Raw genomic sequence first — 17,151 nt, forward strand, 5'->3', positions numbered from 1 at the left:
CTGACTTTCGGGACGGCCTTTGGCGCGGACGATGTGCCCGCCTGTCATGTTCAGTTTTGTGCAGGCCTTCCGATTCCAGCCGGCGCCTGCGACAATGAACGCCTGTGCCGGCCACGCGAAAGTGGCGGAATTGGTAGACGCCCTGGATTTAGGTTCCAGTGCCGCAAGGCGTGGGGGTTCGAGTCCCCCCTTTCGCACCAGTGCCGGCCTGTCCCCCGCCCTGATCGGGCCCCGCTGCCCCCCCTTGACCGGCACGCGCTGGCAGTGCAGGCCGAATTGGGCGAAACTAAAGGGCTGCGGCAAGCAGGCGCGTCCCAGACGTCGTGTCCTTACAACCGTTTCATCCCAATCATCGAGCCGGGGGCGTGGGCCACCGGTGGCAGGAGTCAACATGCAAGCTTCGATCGAATCCACCGGCAACCTGGAACGCCGCCTGAGCTTCTCGCTGCCGGAAGACCGTCTGCAGAGCCACATCGTCGGCCGCCTGGGCGAAATCGCCCGTACCACCCGCATCAAGGGTTTCCGTCCGGGCAAGGTGCCGGCCAAGGTGATCGAGCAGCGCTTCGGCGCGCAGGTCCGTGGCGAGGCGCTGGACGGCCTGCTGCGCGAAACCTTCGACGCGGCCGTGCGCGAGCACGATCTGCGCATCGTCGGCAGCCCGCGCATCGACAAGGGCGACGAGGGTGAATTCTCCTTCGTGGCCACCGTGGAAGTGGTGCCGGACTTCGGCGACATCGACGTCAGCAAGCTGACTGTCGTGCGCCACACCGCCGAGATCACCGACGCCGACATCGACCAGATGATCGAGAACCTGCAGAACCAGCGTCGTACCTGGGCCCCGGTCAGCCGTGGCGCGCAGGACGGTGACCTGGTCGCGGTGGAAACCTGGTCGCAGGCCGGTGAAGAGCGCCTGTCGGCCGAAGGCACCGAGAAGGGTTCGATCGTGCTCGGCCAGGGCATGATGTTCGAGACCATTGAAAAGGGCCTGGTCGGCCTGGCCAAGGGCGAAGAGAAGACCCTGGACGTCGAGTTCCCGGCTGACTGGCGCGTGCCGGTGCTGGCCGGCAAGACCGTGCAGGTCACCGTCAAGGTCGCCGAAGTGTCCGAGCCGGTCGTGCCGGCGGTCGACGAAGCCTTCATCAAGAGCTTTGGCGTGAAGGGCGGCGACGTGGAGCAGTTCCGCAGCGACATCCGCGCCAACCTGGAGCGCGAGCTGAAGGGCGCGCTGATGAACCGCCTGCGCCGCGAAGTGGGCGAGCAGCTGATCGCCGCCTATTCCTCGGTGGAAATGCCGCCGCGCCTGGTCGAGAACGAAGCCCGTGCCATGCTGGCCCAGCAGGTCGAGCAGATCCGCCGCAACGGCCAGAACGTCGGCGAGATCCCGGCCGATGCCCACGAAGGCTTCAAGGAAGCGGCCGCCAAGCGCGTGCTGGTCGGCCTGCTGGTCGGTGAAGTGGCCCGCATCAACGACCTGCGCCTGGAAGCCAAGCGCCTGAACGAAACGATGCGTCTGATCGCTTCGACCTACGAAGAGCCGGAGCAGGTCATTGAGATGTACCGCAACGACCCCCAGCTGATGTCTGGCCTGCAGAACCGTGTGATGGAAGAGCAGGTGATCGACTGGATCGCCGAGCGTGCCCAGCACACCGAAGAGAAGCTGTCGTTCCAGGACGCGATCCGCCAGTAAGCCCGGGCGGATCACCGGATGCCCCGCGCCTTTGCCGGCGCGGGGTTGTTGCCCCCCCAAGATAGGTACCTCACGTAATGGACAACCGAACCAAAGCCCTGAACCTGGTTCCGATGGTGGTCGAGCAGACCAGCCGCGGCGAGCGTGCCTACGACATCTATTCGCGCCTGTTGAAGGAGCGCCTGATCTTCCTCGTGGGCCCGATCGACGATCACATGGCCAACGTGGTGGTGGCGCAGTTGCTGTTCCTGGAATCGGAAAACCCGGAAAAGGACATCAACATCTACATCAACTCGCCGGGTGGCGTGGTCACCGCCGGCATGGCGATCTACGACACCATGCAGTACATCAAGCCGAATGTGAGCACCACCTGCATCGGCCAGGCTGCCTCGATGGGTGCCCTGCTGCTGGCCGCGGGCGAAGCCGACAAGCGCTATGCGCTGCCGAACTCGCGCGTGATGATCCACCAGCCGCTGGGTGGCTACCAGGGCCAGGCCACCGACATCGACATCCACGCGCGTGAGATCCTGACCCTGCGTTCGCGCCTGAACGAGGTGCTGGCCAAGCACACCGGCCAGTCGCTGGAGACGATCGCCCGCGACACCGAGCGCGACAACTTCAAGAGCGCCTTCGAGGCGCAGGCCTACGGTCTGGTCGACCAGGTCCTGGAGCGTCGTCCGGATGAGTCGATCCAGGCCGGTTGACCGGCCTTCACGGGGCCATGGAGGCCTCGTTCCTGCAGGGTCGGGCGGGACTGGTGTCCCCTCGGCCCTGTGCTATTCTCGAATCGAACCCCCGTTCAGCGGGTGGGGTAACTGGGTAAGCGAAGCATGAGCGAAGACCGCCAAGGTCGTTCCACGGACACCGGCAAGATCCTCTACTGCTCTTTCTGCGGCAAGAGCCAGCATGAAGTGCGCAAGCTGATTGCGGGTCCGAGCGTGTTCATCTGTGATGAATGCGTGGAGCTGTGCAACGACATCATCCGCGAGGAGCTTGAGGAAAAGGCGCAGTCGGCGCGCAGTTCGCTGCCGAAGCCGCGCGAGATCCTCGAGGTGCTCGACCAGTACGTGATCGGCCAGAACCGCGCCAAGCGCACCCTGGCCGTGGCCGTGTACAACCACTACAAGCGCATCGAGAGCCGGCAGAAGAACGATGACGTCGAACTGGCGAAGTCGAACATCCTGCTGGTCGGCCCGACCGGTTCGGGCAAGACCCTGCTGGCCGAGACCCTGGCCCGCCTGCTCAACGTGCCGTTCACCATGGCCGACGCCACCACGCTGACCGAAGCCGGTTACGTGGGCGAGGACGTGGAGAACATCATCCAGAAGCTGCTGCAGAAGTGCGACTACGACGTCGAGAAGGCGCAGCAGGGCATCGTCTACATCGATGAAATCGACAAGATCTCGCGCAAGAGCGAGAACCCGTCGATCACCCGCGATGTGTCCGGCGAAGGCGTGCAGCAGGCCCTGCTGAAGCTGATCGAAGGCACCGTGGCCAGCGTTCCGCCGCAGGGCGGCCGCAAGCACCCGCAGCAGGAATTCCTGCAGGTGGACACCAAGAACATCCTGTTCATCTGCGGCGGCGCTTTTGCCGGGCTGGACAAGGTGATCCAGGCCCGTTCCACCGACGTCGGCAGCATCGGCTTCGGCGCCAAGGTGAAGAGCAGCGAGCGCAAGCAGGAAGTGGGCAAGGTGCTGGCCGAAGTCGAGCCGGAAGACCTGATCAAGTTCGGCTTGATTCCCGAGTTCGTCGGCCGCCTGCCGGTGGTGGCGACCCTGGAGGAGCTGGACGAGCCGGCCCTGATCAAGATCCTGACCGAGCCGAAGAACGCCATCACCAAGCAGTTCAAGAAGCTGTTCGAGATGGAGAACGTCGAGCTGGAGTTCCGCCCGGACGCGTTGTCGGCCATTGCCCGCAAGGCGCTCAAGCGCAAGACCGGTGCCCGCGGCCTGCGTACCATCGTCGAATCGGTCCTGCTGGACACCATGTACGACCTGCCGTCGCAGGAAAACGTCAGCAAGGTGGTGGTGGACGAGTCGGTGATCGAGCACAAGTCAGAGCCGTACCTGATCTACCAGACCCCAGCGGCCCCTGAACAGAAGGCCGCAGGCGCCGAGTGATCCTTCCAGGTTGTTGATTGGAAAGGATTTTCAAGGAATGCCTTGCATCTGAAAGCCGATGGCCCCATAACGGGGCCATCGGCTTTTTTTGTCTCCGGAAGATGCCCTCCCGGAGGCGGTTTTCCCCCTTCCCTGGAGCCCCCATGGCCCGTTCCCCAAGTGAAACCCTCGACCTGCCGGTCCTGCCGCTGCGCGACGTAGTGGTGTTCCCGCACATGGTCATCCCGCTGTTCGTCGGCCGTGACAAGTCCATGCACGCGCTCGAACAGGCAATGGAGGCGGACAAGCGCATCCTGCTGCTGGCGCAGAAGTCGGCCGAAACCGACGACCCGCATGCGGCCGACCTCTACCAGGTCGGTACGCTGGCGCAGGTGCTGCAGCTGCTGAAGCTGCCCGACGGCACCATCAAGGTGCTGGTCGAAGGACTGTCGCGCGTGCAGGTCACCCACGTCGACGAGCGCAACGGCTCGCTGCACGGCCAGGCGGTGGAGATCGACGCCACTGACGAGCGCGAAGCGCGCGAGGTCGAGGCCATCGCCCGCTCGCTGATGTCGCTGTTCGAGCAGTACGTCAAGACCAACCGCAAGCTGCCGCCGGAGCTGTTGCAGACGTTGTCGGGCATTGATGAGCCGGCGCGCCTGGCCGACACCATCGCCGCGCACATCAGCGTGCGCCTGGCCGACAAGCAGCGCCTGCTGGAAACGCTGGCCGTGGGCGACCGCCTGGAAATGCTGGTCGGCCTGGTCGACGGCGAGATCGACGTGCAGCAGATGGAGAAGCGCATCCGCGGCCGCGTGAAGTCGCAGATGGAGAAGAGCCAGCGCGAGTACTACCTCAACGAACAGATGAAGGCCATCCAGAAGGAACTGGGTGACCTGGACGACGCACCGGGCGAGCTGGAAGAACTGGCCCGCAAGATCGCCGAAGCCGGCATGCCGAAGGCCGTTGAAGCCAAGGCGCGCAACGAACTGAACAAGCTCAAGCAGATGTCGCCGATGTCGGCCGAAGCCGCGGTGGTGCGCAACTACCTGGAGTGGCTGCTGGGCGTGCCGTGGAAGAAGCGCAGCAAGGTGCGCAAGGACCTGAAGGCTGCGCAGGACACCCTCGACGCCGATCACTACGGTCTGGAGAAGGTCAAGGAACGCATCCTTGAATACCTGGCGGTACAGTCGCGCGTGAAGCAGATGAAGGGCCCGATCCTGTGCCTGGTCGGGCCGCCGGGCGTGGGCAAGACTTCGCTGGGCCAGTCCATCGCCAAGGCCACCAACCGCAAGTTCGTGCGCATGTCGCTGGGCGGCGTGCGCGACGAGGCCGAGATCCGTGGCCACCGCCGTACCTACGTCGGTTCGATGCCGGGCCGCATCGTGCAGAACCTCAACAAGGTCGGCAGCAAGAACCCGCTGTTCGTGCTCGACGAGATCGACAAGATGTCGATGGACTTCCGTGGCGATCCGTCTTCGGCGCTGCTGGAAGTGCTCGATCCGGAGCAGAACAACGCGTTCAACGACCATTACCTGGAAGTGGACCTGGACCTGTCCGAAGTGATGTTCGTGGCCACCTCGAACTCGCTCAACATTCCCGGCCCGCTGCTGGACCGCATGGAAGTGATCCGCATCCCCGGCTACACCGAGGATGAGAAGCTCAACATCGCCACCCGCTACCTGGTGCCCAAGCAGGTCAAGGCCAACGGCCTGCAGCCGGAAGAGCTGGAGATCGGCAGCGATGCCATCCAGGACATCGTGCGCTACTACACGCGCGAATCGGGCGTGCGCAACCTGGAACGCGAGATCGCCAAGATCTGCCGCAAGGTGGTGAAGGAGATCGCGCTGGCCGGCCCGCAGCCGGTGAAGGCGAAGAAGGGCGCGAAGAAGAAGGCGCTGGTGAGCGTGTCCAGCAAGAACCTGGACAAGTACCTGGGCGTGCGTCGCTTCGACTTCGGCCGTGCCGAGGAAGAAAACGAGATCGGCCTGGTCACCGGCCTGGCCTGGACCGAGGTGGGCGGCGATCTGCTGCAGATCGAATCGACGCTGGTGCCGGGCAAGGGCCAGCTGATCCTGACCGGCCAGCTCGGCAACGTGATGAAGGAATCGGCTTCAGCGGCGCTGTCGGTGGTGCGTTCGCGTGCGGTCGGCTTTGGTATCGACAGCGACTTCCTGCAGAAGCACGACGTGCACCTGCACGTGCCCGATGGCGCCACCCCGAAGGACGGCCCGAGCGCCGGTGCGGCAATGGTCACCTCGCTGGTGTCGATGCTGACCAAGGTGCCGGTGCGTGCCGATGTGGCGATGACCGGCGAGATCACCCTGCGTGGTCGCGTCACCGCCATCGGTGGCCTGAAGGAAAAGCTGCTGGCGGCACTGCGTGGCGGCATCCGCACGGTCATCATCCCGGAAGAGAACCGCAAGGACCTGGCCGACATTCCGGCCAACGTCACCCGCGATCTGAAGATCGTCCCGGTGAAGTACATCGAAGAGGTCCTGGACCTGGCGCTGGAGCGTCCGTTGGCACCGAAGAAGGCGCGCAAGAGTGCGCAGCGTGTCACGGTGCGCAGCAAGGCCAAACCGAGTGGAAGCGCGCGCGTCAAGCATTGACGCGCGCTGTCCAATGGCCCGAAACCCGCGTCATTGCTGGCTTTCCAGCTTGCGTGGGGGTAGGGCCACTGGTATAAAAGCAGCACTCGCGAATGAGTGATCGCTGTCAGCGATGACTGAATCGGCGAACCGTTTCCACATGGTGGCCGCATGCAGAAGGCATGCGGTTGCTTCCCTGTCGAATAAGCGGAACCCACCGCCAAAGGAGTTGTAGAGAATGAACAAGACCGAATTGATCGATGCCGTTGCTGAAGCTGCCGACCTGACCAAGGCCGAGTCCAGCCGCGCTGTCGATGCCGTCGTTGCTGCCATCACCAAGGCGCTGAAGGACGGCGATGCGGTCACCCTGGTTGGCTTCGGTACCTTCCAGGTCCGCGACCGTGCTGCACGCACCGGCCGCAACCCGAAGACCGGCGACACCATCAAGATCGCTGCTTCGAAGAATCCGTCGTTCAAGGCTGGCAAGGCCCTGAAGGATGCTGTAAACTAAGCGGCTCGCTGGGGTGCTTAGCTCAGCGGTAGAGCGTCTCCTTTACACGGAGAGGGTCGGGGGTTCGAAACCCTCAGCACCCACCACAGCACCGCGGTAAAAGTTTGAGTGTGGAGCGGTAGTTCAGCTGGTTAGAATGCTGGCCTGTCACGCCGGAGGTCGCGGGTTCGAGTCCCGTCCGCTCCGCCACTACATCGAGGCCCCCGGCCTGAAGCCGGGGGCCTTGTCTTCTCCCCGGAAGGTTCGGGAAGAAGGCGAAAGGTTTTGCAAGAACGGAGCGGTAGTTCAGCTGGTTAGAATGCTGGCCTGTCACGCCGGAGGTCGCGGGTTCGAGTCCCGTCCGCTCCGCCATTGCAGAATTCTTAAGTCCCTGTGAAAAAACTTTGAAAAAAGTGTTCACCGGGCTGGGTTTCCAGGGAGTCTTCGGATATACTGGGCGCATGCAAAGTTTCAGCGCGGAGCGGTAGTTCAGCTGGTTAGAATGCTGGCCTGTCACGCCGGAGGTCGCGGGTTCGAGTCCCGTCCGCTCCGCCAACTCTAAAAGCCCTCGGCGCAAGCCGGGGGCTTTTTCTTTGTGCCGTCGGAAGCGGTGCGCAGGCCACGCCGGTGTTGCTTTTGGTCCCTGCGACGAAGCGGGTTACACTGCCGGGCTCGCCAATCAGGCCTTGTGATTCCTCACCATGCTGCAGAAACTCCGCGACAAGACCTCAGGCTGGATCGTCACCGTGATCCTGGGGCTGCTGATGATTCCGTTCCTGTTCGTGATCGACAACAGCTACCTCGGTGGCGTTGGCGCACAGAACGTGGCCAAGGTTTCCGCGCCGCCGACCTGGTGGCGTTCGGCACCGTCGTGGTGGCCGGTGCGCATGCTGTGGCAGCATCATGAGATCAGCGCGCAGGATTTCCGCACCCGCTTCGAGCAGGAGCGCATGCGTGAGCGCCAGCAGCAGGGCGAGAATTTCGACCCGCGCGCGTTTGAAAGCACCGAAAACAAGCTGGCCGTGCTCGATCAGCTGATCGACGAACAGGTCGTGCGCCTGGTCGGCGAGCAGGCCGGTGTCGTGATCGGCGATGGCGCGGTGCGCGAGTACATCGCCACCATCCCGGCCTTCCTCGATTCGAACGGCAAGTTCAACGAGAACAACTACCGCCTGGCGCTTGCCGGTGGCAATCCGCCGCGCACGCCGACCCAGTTCCAGGAACTGGTGCGTGAGAGCCTGCAGCAGTCGGTGATTCCGTCGGGCCTGCAGAACTCGGGCTTCGTTACCCAGTCCGAGACCGAGCGCCTGCTGAAGCTGCTGGGCGAGACCCGCGATGTCGAACTGGCCGCGCTGCCGGAAGTGCCGGCCGATACCGCGCCGGTGACCGACTCGCAGATCAAGCAGTGGTACGACAGCCATGGCAAGGACTTCCGCCAGGCCGAGAGCGTTTCGCTCGAGTACGTCGAGATCAATGGTGCGAACCTGCCGGCACCGACCGCCGCCGACGAAGCCACCCTGCGCAAGCGCTATGAAGACGAGAAGGCGAAGTTCACCACGCCGGAGCAGCGCCAGGCCTCGCATATCCTGATTACCGGCGACGGTGCCGAAGCCAAGGCGAACAAGATTGCCGCCGAAGCCAAGGCCGCCGGCGCCGACTTCGCTGCACTGGCCAAGGCCAACTCGGAAGACCCGGGTTCGAAGGGCCAGGGTGGTGACCTGGGTTGGGTCGAACGCGGCGCGATGGTCAAGCCGTTCGAAGATGCGCTGTTCGCTGCCAAGGCCGGTGACGTGATTGGTCCGGTCAAGACCGAGTTCGGCTATCACATCATCAAGGTTGCTGCGGTCCGTGGCGGCCAGGGCAAGTCCTTCGAGGAAGTGCGTGACACGCTGGCTGCCGAGCAGCTGAAGGCCGACGGCGAGCGCGGCTTCAACGAACTGGCCGGCCGTCTGGTCGACGCCATCAACAAGAGCCCGAGCGATCTGGCTGCCGCGGCCAAGGAAGTGAACCTGCCGCTGCAGACGCTGGGCCCGATCACCCGTGCCACCGCCAGTGGCATCGCCGCTGACCCGGGCGTGCTGCGTGCCGCCTTCTCCGACGTGCTGGTGCAGGACGGGACCGCCAGCGACCCGATCGCGCTGGGCGGCGCGACCAACCACAGTGTGGTCATCCGCGTGGCCGCACACACCCCGGAACAGGCCATGCCGCTGGACAAGGCGCGCGAGCAGGTGATCGCCGCGATCCGTGCCGACCGTCAGCGCCAGGCCAGCGACAAGGCGGCCGATGCCGTGCTGGCCAAGCTGAAGGCGGGCGCCACCCTGCAGTCGCTGGCGGCCAGCGAGAAGCTGCAGCTGAGCCCGATGCCCGGCCTGCCGCGCAGCCAGCCGGTGCCGACCCCGGAAATCAACCGCGCGATCTTCAGCGCGCCGGTGCCGGCCGATGGCAAGCCGAGCTACGGCAAGGTCGATGTCAACGGCCATGCGTTGCTGTTCGCGGTGAACAAGGTGAACCCGGGCGACGTGAAGGAAGTGACCGCCGAGCAGCAGAAGCAGCTGAAGGACCAGCTGAGCCAGATCGATGGCATGGCTGCGGCCAAGGCCTATGTCGAGGCGATGCGCAAGAAGTTCGTGATCCAGACCACCGAAGCGAACCTGTAAGCCTCGCGGCGTGCAGGATCGAAGAAGGCCCGGCAATGCCGGGCCTTTTTTGTCTTCGCGTCGTTTGTGGCGCGCTTGGCCTCTGGTAGTGGTCGAGCTTGCTCGACCGCCTTTTGTAAGGTCGAGCCGTGCTCGACTGCATCCGCTGGGCGCAGGCATGAAAAAGCCGAGCATGGGCTCGGCTCTATACGGGAGGCGCTTGGCCTGTGCGTCAATCCTCGACGCGCAGCACCGCGCCAGGCTTCAGCACGCTGCTGCCGCTCAGGCCGTTCAGCGACAGCAGGGCCTTGACCGGCATGCCGTAGCGGCGGGCGATGGTCCAGGCCGACTCGCCATCACGCACGGTGTGGCGGCGGCTGCGCGGACGGTCGGCGATCGCGGCGACGGTTCTGGTGACCTGCGGCGTCGGTACAGCGGCCGCCACCGGTGCGGTGGTGGCGACCAGCGCGGCCGCTGCCTCCGCTACCGTCGCATTTGCGGCCGAGACCGGCGCCAGCACCCGGGTGGTACCCGAGGGACGGCCACCGGAGGCCAGGGCCGGGTTGAGGCGGGCGATCCTGGCAGGGTCCAGAGCGCGCTGTGCGGCCCACTGCTGCACGCTGGTGCCCGCAGGCAGGGTGTGGTCCTTCAGCACCGGCACGGTGCGGTCCAGCGAGGCCATCACGCCAGGCTGGTCTTCCACGTCTTCCAGCACGCAGGCCAGGGCATGCAGCTTCTCGACGTAGGCATGGGTGACCGGCGACAGGCCGGGCAGCGCTGAAGGCTTGGCGTTCTGCGCGTTCATGCCAGCCTTGCGCATGGACTGCAGCACGCGGTACTCGCCGGCGTTGTAGGCCATGGTGGCCAGGCGCCAGTCGCCGCCGAACATGCCGTGCAGGGTCTTCAGGTAGCGCACTGCGGCCTGGGTCGAATCGACCGCCGACAGGCGGCCGTCATAGCCGTTGGTCATCGGCACGCGATGGTTGCGCGCGGTGGTGGCGATGAACTGCCACAGGCCGGTCGGGCCGCTGCCATTGCGGGCATTGGGCCGGTAGCCGCTTTCCACGAAGGGAATCAGCGCGAACTCGGTGGGCAGGTCGGCCTTGCGCAGCTCTTCGACCACGTAGCCGAACAGCACCAGCGCATCGTCATCCTGGTTGGCCAGGCGCGAGGGGGCGTGGGCGAACTGCTTCTGCCAGCGTGGGCTGGTGGCCTCGGCGTCGCAGCTGGGTTCGGCCAGGCCGTCGCGGAAGCTGGTGAAGATCTCCTGGCCGTTACGCACCGAGGCCGCTGGCAGCGCGGACGGATCCAGCGGCAGGGCCGCGGCAGCGGTCAGGTTCTGGCTGATGCCGGCGCCCAGCGACTGTGCGCCCGCGGTTCCGGCCAGCCCCAGGGCAAGGCCCAGGGCCAGCGGCAGACTTCGGCGCATCATGCGCGGAAGCCGTCTTTCCAGTGCCGGAGACCGGCCATCACGTCGACGTCGTCAACGACGTCACGGCCCAGGTGTGCCGAGACCGACGCACGGATCGGCGCCGCGTGCACACGCAGGAAGGGATTGCAGTCGAATTCGTTGGCCAGGGTTACCGGCAGGGTGGAACGGTCATCGCGGCGCATGGCCAAAGCCTCCTCTTGGCGCTGCCACAGGGCAGCGTTGGCGGGGTCGACATGCCGCGCGAAGACGGCATTTGACACGGTGTACTCGTGGGCGCAACAAAGCAGCAGTTGCGCGGGCAAGGTACCCAGCTTGCGCATCGATGCCAGCAGCTGGGACGGCGTACCTTCGAACAGACGTCCACAGCCCAGGCTGAACAACGAATCTCCGCTGAAAAGATGTTCAGCAGTGTGAAACGCGATGTGGCTGCGGGTATGCCCGGGCACGGATAGTACGTGGAACGTCCGGCCCAGTGCCTGAACGCGTTCACCTTCGCCGACGCGTTCGGTGGCCGTGGGGATGCGCTCTTCGACCGGCGCGATGACCCGTACACCGGGAAAACGAGCCTGCAGTGCGGGCACGCCACCGATGTGGTCGTCGTGGTGGTGGGTGAGCAGGATCGTGTCCACGCGCAGGCCCTGATCGGCCAGTGCGAGCACTGGCGCGGCATCGCCGGGGTCGACGACCACGGCAGTGCCATCGTCGGCGATCAGCGTCCAGATGTAGTTATCCGCAAATGCGGGCAGGGCAGTCAGTCGCATAGAATTGGACCATGCCCGCGCTGCAGAGCACCCGTCAAGCGAGCCAGACCCCGTGGTTCGACAGTGAGCCGGCGGCGGCACTGCGCGTTCTGGAACGGCAGTTGCTGCTTCCGCAGGTGTCGGCGCTGCCCGCGCAGCCCTGGCTGTGGATCGCGCCGAGTGCGGCCTGGCTGGAGGATGCGCAGCTGGGTGGGCGCGGCCTGCGCCTGTACCGGCAGGGGGCGGGGCCGGGCTATGACGGCGATACCCGCTGCGGGCTGCCCTTGCCCCTGGCCAACGAGAGCGTCAATGCGATCGTGCTGCAGCATGTCACCACCGGCGATGCCGACCTGCTGCTCGACGAGTGCGAGCGCGTATTGATGCCGGGCGGCCATCTGTGGCTGAGCAGCCTCAATCCGTTCAGCCCCTACCGCACGCACTGGCGGCAGCATGGGCTGGTGGTGCGTACGCCGCAGCGGATCCGCCTGCTGCTCGGCCGCCATGGCCTGGAGTGCGACGATATGCGCTACCTCGGCCCGCTCTGGCGCGGTGCCGGCAGCCGTCGCCCGGGGGGCTGGGCGCCATTGCGCGCGGCCTGCCTGTTCCATGCGGAGAAACGCACGCTGGCCCTGCCCGGGCCGAAACCGCTGCCGGTGCGCTGGCACGGCACCGTTGCTACCTGATTCTGGAGCTGTATTGAAAACCATCGAAATCCATACCGACGGATCCTGCCTCGGCAATCCCGGCCCCGGCGGCTGGGCTGCGTTGCTGCGCTACAAGGGCCACGAGCGCGAGCTCAGTGGCGGTGAAGCGCATACCACCAACAACCGGATGGAGCTGATGGCGGCCATTTCCGGGCTGGAGACGCTGACCGAGCCGTGCAACATCGTGCTCTACACCGACTCGCAGTACGTGCGGCAGGGCCTGACCCAGTGGATGCCCGGCTGGATCCGCAAGAACTGGAAGACCGCTGGCGGTGATCCGGTGAAGAACCGCGAGCTGTGGGAGCGCCTGCACGCGGCCACGCTGCGGCACCAGATCGACTGGCGTTGGGTGAAGGGCCACTCCGGCGACCCGGACAATGAGCGGGTGGATACCCTGGCCCGCAACGCGGCGATCCAGATCCGCGACGCCAGCCCGGTAAACTGAGCCCATGCGTCAGATCATCCTCGATACCGAAACCACCGGCCTGGAGTGGAAGAAGGGCAACCGCATCGTCGAAATCGGCTGCGTGGAGCTGTTCAAGCGCCGCCCGACCGGCAACAACTACCACCAGTACATCAAGCCGGACTGCGAGTTCGAACAGGGCGCGCAGGAAGTCACCGGCCTGACCCTGGAGTTCCTCGATGACAAGCCTGAATTCGCGCAGATCGCCGATGAGTTCCTGGCGTTCATCGATGGCGCCGAGCTGATCATCCACAACGCGGCGTTCGACCTTGGCTTCCTCGACAACGAGTTGTCGCTGCTGGGGCCGCAGTACGGAAAGATCGCCGACCGCTGCACGGTCATCGATACCCTGGCGATGGCGCGTGAGCGCTTCCCGGGCCAGCGCAACTCGCTGGATGCGCTGTGCAAGCGGCTGGGCGTGGACAACTCGCACCGTGCGCTGCATGGCGGCCTGCTCGATGCGCAGATCCTGGGCGATGTCTATATCGCACTGACCTCGGGTCAGGAAGAGATCGGCTTCGGCCTGGGCGATGACGACGGCGGCGGTGCCGGCGCGGCGTTGCAGGCTTTCGATACCAGCAAGCTGCTGCCGCGTCCGCGCGTGGTGGCTACGCCGTCGGAACTGGAAGCGCACGCTGCGCGGCTGGAACGGCTGCGCAAGAAGGCCGGCCACGCACTGTGGGATGGCCCGAAGGTGGAAGAGCCCGCCAGCGCGTAATACATCGAGGTAGTGCCGGCCGCTGGCCGGCATCGTCGTGATACGAGGTTCCCCGGGTAAGCCGGCCAGCGGCCGGCACTACCGCCTCCACGCATGGCGTGGCTCTACCGGTTAATGGCAGCGCACCAGGATCACGCTGATGTTGTCACGGCCACCGCCGTCGAGTGCGGCGGCGACCAGCGTATCCACGCATTCCTGCGCGCTGGCATCTTCGAATGCCAGGGTGCGGGCGATGCCGCGGTCATCCACTTCCTCGGTGAGACCGTCACTGCACAGCAGCAGCTGCATGCCCGGACGCAGCTCACCACTGGTGGTGGCCACGTTCAGGTGGGCTGGATCGGTCACGCCCAGTGCCTGGGTGACCACGTTGCGGTGCGGATGCGCGCGGGCCTGCTCGGCGGTCAGGTTGCCCTGTGCGACCAGTTCCTGCACCACGCTGTGGTCCTGGCTGAGCTGCGCCAGCTGGCCGTCGCGCCACAGGTAGGCGCGGCTGTCGCCGACCCAGGCCACTTCATAGCGGTTGCCCTGCACACGCGCGGCGACCACGGTGGTGCCCATCGGCAACGTGTCGTTGCGCCGGCGCGAGGCGCGGATGATCTCTTCGTCGGCAGTGCGGATGGCCTGTGCCAGCGGTGCGCCGCGGCGGATCTCGCGCACGATGGTTTCGCGTGCCAGTGCACTGGCCACTTCGCCGCAGGCATGCCCGCCCATGCCGTCGGCCACCAGCCACAGGGCCAGCTCGCTGTCACCGTAGTAGGTGTCCTCGTTGAGCTCGCGGCGCATGCCGGGGTGGGTGAGGTGTCCGAATTCGATCATGGTAGGCAGGGCGGGGTATTGCCGGGGAGACAGGCATCATCGGGTGGCCGCAGGCATCCGGCAAGGCATGTGCCCAGGAAATTTTCAGTTCGTTGGCCGGAATGGCTTGTCGTCGGCCTCACTTCCTCGTATGATGCGCGTCCCCGGTCCGCCGGGGACCACCCGGAGAGGTGGCAGAGTGGTTGAATGTACCTGACTCGAAATCAGGCAGGCGTTTATAGCGCCTCGGGGGTTCGAATCCCCCCCTCTCCGCCAGATTAGATGAAGCGCCCGCCAGTCAATGACTTGCGGGCGTTTTCATTTTTAGGCTCTTGGGCACTCGCTTGGACACTCTCATGCGATTGCCGAACTACCTTGTTCTATCCCCCACTGGGGTCTATCACTTCCGCTGGAAGGTTCCTAAGCGCTTCCAAGGCCCATTGGGCCTCAAGGTGGTCAAGCGCTCGCTCGGTACGCGTGATGCCCGTGTGGCGCATCTGCAAGCCCTTGTGCTCGCCTCCCGCTATGCTGTGGCCCTTCAAGGAGGGGATATGGCAAAGAGCGTGGATGAACTGCTCCGCAGCGCGCAGAAGGGGCAGGCTGACTTTGAAGTAGTAGCCGGTCCTCACGGCTACACAGTCAAAACGGACGGTTCGGCGCAGGACAACGCTGCGGCTTTGGAAACCGTCCGGTTGCTGAACGCGCAAGGGGTGGCCTCTGTTGGCGGTGCGCCGCTGTCCGCGTCCACTCGCATCGCATTGGAGATGGCTGTCGAAAAATGGTCCAAGACCTTGACCAGTGGGGCCCGTAAGACTCCAGGTCAGAAGTTGGAGGCCGTGAAAGCTTTTGTAGCGTGGAAGAACTCCACGCGTAAGCGCTCACCGGCGCGGGTGGCAATGGGCGATCTGTCCAAGACTGATTGCGCGGAATGGGTCATCAGTCTGAAGCAAACTCCCGCAGCGCGGACCGGCAAGCCGTTGACGGATAGTTATATTGAAACAAAGACGCGTTGGCTGTCGCTGTTCTTTGACTGGGCCATGGCGGCAGGCTACTACCCCAAGGGTGACAACATTGCCCGAGGCCATATCAAGGTCAGCAAGAAAGCAAAGCGACTCCAGTCCAAAAAGACCGGTTGGCAGCCTTTTGAAGTCGCCCAACTAAAAATGATTTTCGCTTTCCCAGCACTGAAGGCTATGCGCCGACAGTCATCCCGTTGGGTTGCCATGATCGCGCTGTACACGGGCGCTCGTTCCAATGAAATCGCGCAATTGGAATTGGCCGACTTCAAGGTTGTGGATGGGGTCAAGTGCATCCATATTACGACCGAAGGCGCGGATAAGAGTCTCAAAACGGAGGCCAGTGAAAGGACGATCCCAATACACCCGGACTTGCTCGCGCTGGGGCTGTGGAAGTTGGTCGAAAGGTTGCAAGATGATGGTGAGAGCAAGTTGTTTCCCAATCTGACGTTCGACGCCAAGAACGGCCCGGCCAATGGCCCTCAAAAGGCGTTCAGTCATCTGCTGAGCGATACGCTGAAAATCTCCGCTCGTGGCGATGGGCGTATTGGACTGCACAGTTTCCGCAAGACAGTCATTCAGCGGATGCAAGATGGCTTGGTGGGCAAGGAGTTTCGTGTCGCCTACGTCGGACACGAAGGAGGCCGTGACCTTGATGACGATCATTCGGCGGTCTATGGGAAGAAGGTGTCCCCGACCGTCTTGGCTGCGCAGTGTTTTCCAGCACTGGACTGGGCAAATTTGGGTGTGGTAAAAGTGGCGGCGCTGACGCCTCTGTTTGCTCCTGCCTAAAGCGCGGATGCGTGCGGGGCTCTGTCCTCGCCTGTTTTTATAATTCCATACCAGCCCGACAATCCCATTTGAGTGCGCGCGCACCGGCTTCATTTCATTACGCCCCTCCGGGCTTGTATTTTATTTATTGGCTTTCCATGGCGCAGTAAAGCTTTACCACTAGAAAAACCTAGCTTTTCTAAAGTATTAGGTCGTTAGACTTAGGGGTGGATTTATCCACAATGTTGCTTTTAGCTTTGGCTTGAGGGTGTTCACAGATGTTATTCGTTTTCCCACAGGGAAAACTCCCCCAAGGGCAACGAACTTGTCTGTGAACACCCGGAATGTGATTTCAAACCCACCCTGCCGTAGCCCACAAGCAACACACGGTTTATCGGTGTTGCCAGCCCTGTACGCGGAATAAACTCCGCCTTGAACCTGGTCAGGGCCAGTGCGTCGGGGGGAAATCGTCCAGCCCTTCGTACCTAGTTATGCAGTGCGCCGTGTTCAATAATCCCCGCCTTGCGCGACAGTCCCGAATATTTGCGGCGTGGTTACTTGCCCCGTTTCTTCAATATCCGATGGCCTATCGGTTGAGCAGAGAAGTGGGCGAGAAAGGGGCTTGATTTTTTTGCGTTCGTTGCTACCTTGAAGGGGTAGGAGCAACTGCTTGGGTAGCGCAAAGTCTCTTTTTGCCTTACTCGCCACATGGTCTGTCAACCGTGTGGCCATGTATTCAACATAATAAACCTCGCTTGATTGTCAAGCGGGGTTTATTGTTTAATTGTCAATCAATCGCTATTGACATATTTCGCAGTGATGCTAGTTTGACCTTGTCGGCTCAATTTGCCCCACACGTGGGGCTTGAAATAGAAGAGTCAATGGCCGATAAAGTATTAAACTCAATTTCTTGATGATTGATGCGTATGAAGAAGGGGCCGGAAACGGCCCCTTTTTCAATGGGTGATTTCCCGTGTTTGAAGGGCACACGATGAAACCGTTGCGGCGC

General features: G+C 63.7%; 13 protein-coding genes and 6 tRNA genes. 16 read left to right on the top strand and 3 right to left on the bottom strand.

Translation table 11 applies throughout. From position 1 onward, the window contains the following. Positions 1-115 precede the first annotated feature (115 nt). The 11 genes from CKW06_RS04640 (at position 116) to CKW06_RS04690 (ending at position 9,524) form a co-directional block, all read left to right on the top strand. Positions 116-200: transfer RNA gene (locus CKW06_RS04640), tRNA-Leu, on the top strand. A gap of 191 nt (positions 201-391) precedes the next feature. Next, positions 392-1,687: a trigger factor gene (gene tig, locus CKW06_RS04645; protein ID WP_024957644.1), complete on the top strand. Its 1,296-nt coding sequence runs from the start codon at positions 392-394 to the stop codon at positions 1,685-1,687. A gap of 77 nt (positions 1,688-1,764) precedes the next feature. Further along, positions 1,765-2,391 (top strand): ATP-dependent Clp endopeptidase proteolytic subunit ClpP, encoded by a 627-nt coding sequence (gene clpP / locus CKW06_RS04650; RefSeq protein ID WP_024957643.1) that lies wholly within the window; start codon positions 1,765-1,767, stop codon positions 2,389-2,391. Positions 2,392-2,517: 126 nt separating this feature from the next. Next, a complete protein-coding gene (gene clpX / locus CKW06_RS04655; protein WP_004154600.1) occupies positions 2,518-3,807 on the top strand; it encodes an ATP-dependent Clp protease ATP-binding subunit ClpX in 1,290 nt (429 codons plus the stop codon). Between the two features lie 143 nt (positions 3,808-3,950). Next, positions 3,951-6,398: an endopeptidase La gene (gene lon / locus CKW06_RS04660; protein ID WP_024957642.1), complete on the top strand. Its 2,448-nt coding sequence runs from the start codon at positions 3,951-3,953 to the stop codon at positions 6,396-6,398. Positions 6,399-6,615: 217 nt separating this feature from the next. After that, positions 6,616-6,888 carry an HU family DNA-binding protein gene (locus CKW06_RS04665; RefSeq protein ID WP_005408270.1) on the top strand — a complete coding sequence of 91 codons (273 nt, stop codon included), beginning with the start codon at positions 6,616-6,618 and terminating at the stop codon, positions 6,886-6,888. An 11-nt stretch (positions 6,889-6,899) separates the two neighbouring features. Continuing rightward, a tRNA-Val gene (locus CKW06_RS04670) sits at positions 6,900-6,974 on the top strand. A gap of 26 nt (positions 6,975-7,000) precedes the next feature. Then, positions 7,001-7,077: transfer RNA gene (locus CKW06_RS04675), tRNA-Asp, on the top strand. A gap of 85 nt (positions 7,078-7,162) precedes the next feature. Next, positions 7,163-7,239, top strand: a tRNA-Asp gene (locus CKW06_RS04680). 106 nt (positions 7,240-7,345) lie between these two features. Beyond that, positions 7,346-7,422, top strand: a tRNA-Asp gene (locus CKW06_RS04685). Between the two features lie 146 nt (positions 7,423-7,568). Continuing rightward, positions 7,569-9,524 carry a peptidyl-prolyl cis-trans isomerase gene (locus CKW06_RS04690; RefSeq protein ID WP_024957641.1) on the top strand — a complete coding sequence of 652 codons (1,956 nt, stop codon included), beginning with the start codon at positions 7,569-7,571 and terminating at the stop codon, positions 9,522-9,524. Between the two features lie 211 nt (positions 9,525-9,735). Here CKW06_RS04690 and CKW06_RS04695 read toward each other — a convergent pair whose 3' ends face one another. Next, positions 9,736-10,935, bottom strand: coding sequence for a lytic transglycosylase domain-containing protein (locus tag CKW06_RS04695; RefSeq protein WP_024957640.1), 1,200 nt, complete (start codon positions 10,933-10,935; stop codon positions 9,736-9,738). Then, entirely contained in the window at positions 10,932-11,696 is a 765-nt protein-coding gene (gloB, locus tag CKW06_RS04700; protein WP_005412427.1) for a hydroxyacylglutathione hydrolase, read from the bottom strand. The genes CKW06_RS04695 and gloB overlap by 4 nt, the downstream gene beginning before the upstream one ends. A gap of 11 nt (positions 11,697-11,707) precedes the next feature. Here gloB and CKW06_RS04705 point away from each other — a divergent pair, with 11 nt between their 5' ends. Genes CKW06_RS04705 through dnaQ form a run of 3 tightly spaced genes read left to right on the top strand, consistent with a single transcriptional unit; the run spans position 11,708 to position 13,560 of the window. Next, positions 11,708-12,358: a class I SAM-dependent methyltransferase gene (locus CKW06_RS04705; RefSeq protein ID WP_024957639.1), complete on the top strand. Its 651-nt coding sequence runs from the start codon at positions 11,708-11,710 to the stop codon at positions 12,356-12,358. Positions 12,359-12,371: 13 nt separating this feature from the next. Further along, positions 12,372-12,824, top strand: a complete 453-nt coding sequence (gene rnhA / locus CKW06_RS04710) for a ribonuclease HI (protein ID WP_005408275.1) — start codon at positions 12,372-12,374, stop codon at positions 12,822-12,824. A gap of 4 nt (positions 12,825-12,828) precedes the next feature. Continuing rightward, positions 12,829-13,560, top strand: a complete 732-nt coding sequence (dnaQ, locus tag CKW06_RS04715; protein ID WP_005408276.1) for a DNA polymerase III subunit epsilon — start codon at positions 12,829-12,831, stop codon at positions 13,558-13,560. 111 nt (positions 13,561-13,671) lie between these two features. Here the strand turns inward: dnaQ and CKW06_RS04720 are convergent, their stop codons facing one another. Beyond that, the gene (locus CKW06_RS04720) at positions 13,672-14,376 is read right to left on the bottom strand and encodes a PP2C family protein-serine/threonine phosphatase (RefSeq protein WP_005408277.1); all 705 of its coding nucleotides are present in this window, start codon (positions 14,374-14,376) and stop codon (positions 13,672-13,674) included. A 164-nt stretch (positions 14,377-14,540) separates the two neighbouring features. Between CKW06_RS04720 and CKW06_RS04725 the strand changes: the two genes are divergently transcribed. Continuing rightward, positions 14,541-14,631, top strand: a tRNA-Ser gene (locus CKW06_RS04725). Positions 14,632-14,711: 80 nt separating this feature from the next. After that, on the top strand, positions 14,712-16,163 hold the full coding sequence (locus CKW06_RS04730; RefSeq protein ID WP_100451137.1) for a site-specific integrase: 1,452 nt from the start codon (positions 14,712-14,714) through the stop codon (positions 16,161-16,163). Positions 16,164-17,151: the final 988 nt, after the last annotated feature.

The sequence above is a fragment of the Stenotrophomonas maltophilia genome (assembly GCF_900186865.1).
GTDB classification, from domain to species: domain Bacteria; phylum Pseudomonadota; class Gammaproteobacteria; order Xanthomonadales; family Xanthomonadaceae; genus Stenotrophomonas; species Stenotrophomonas maltophilia.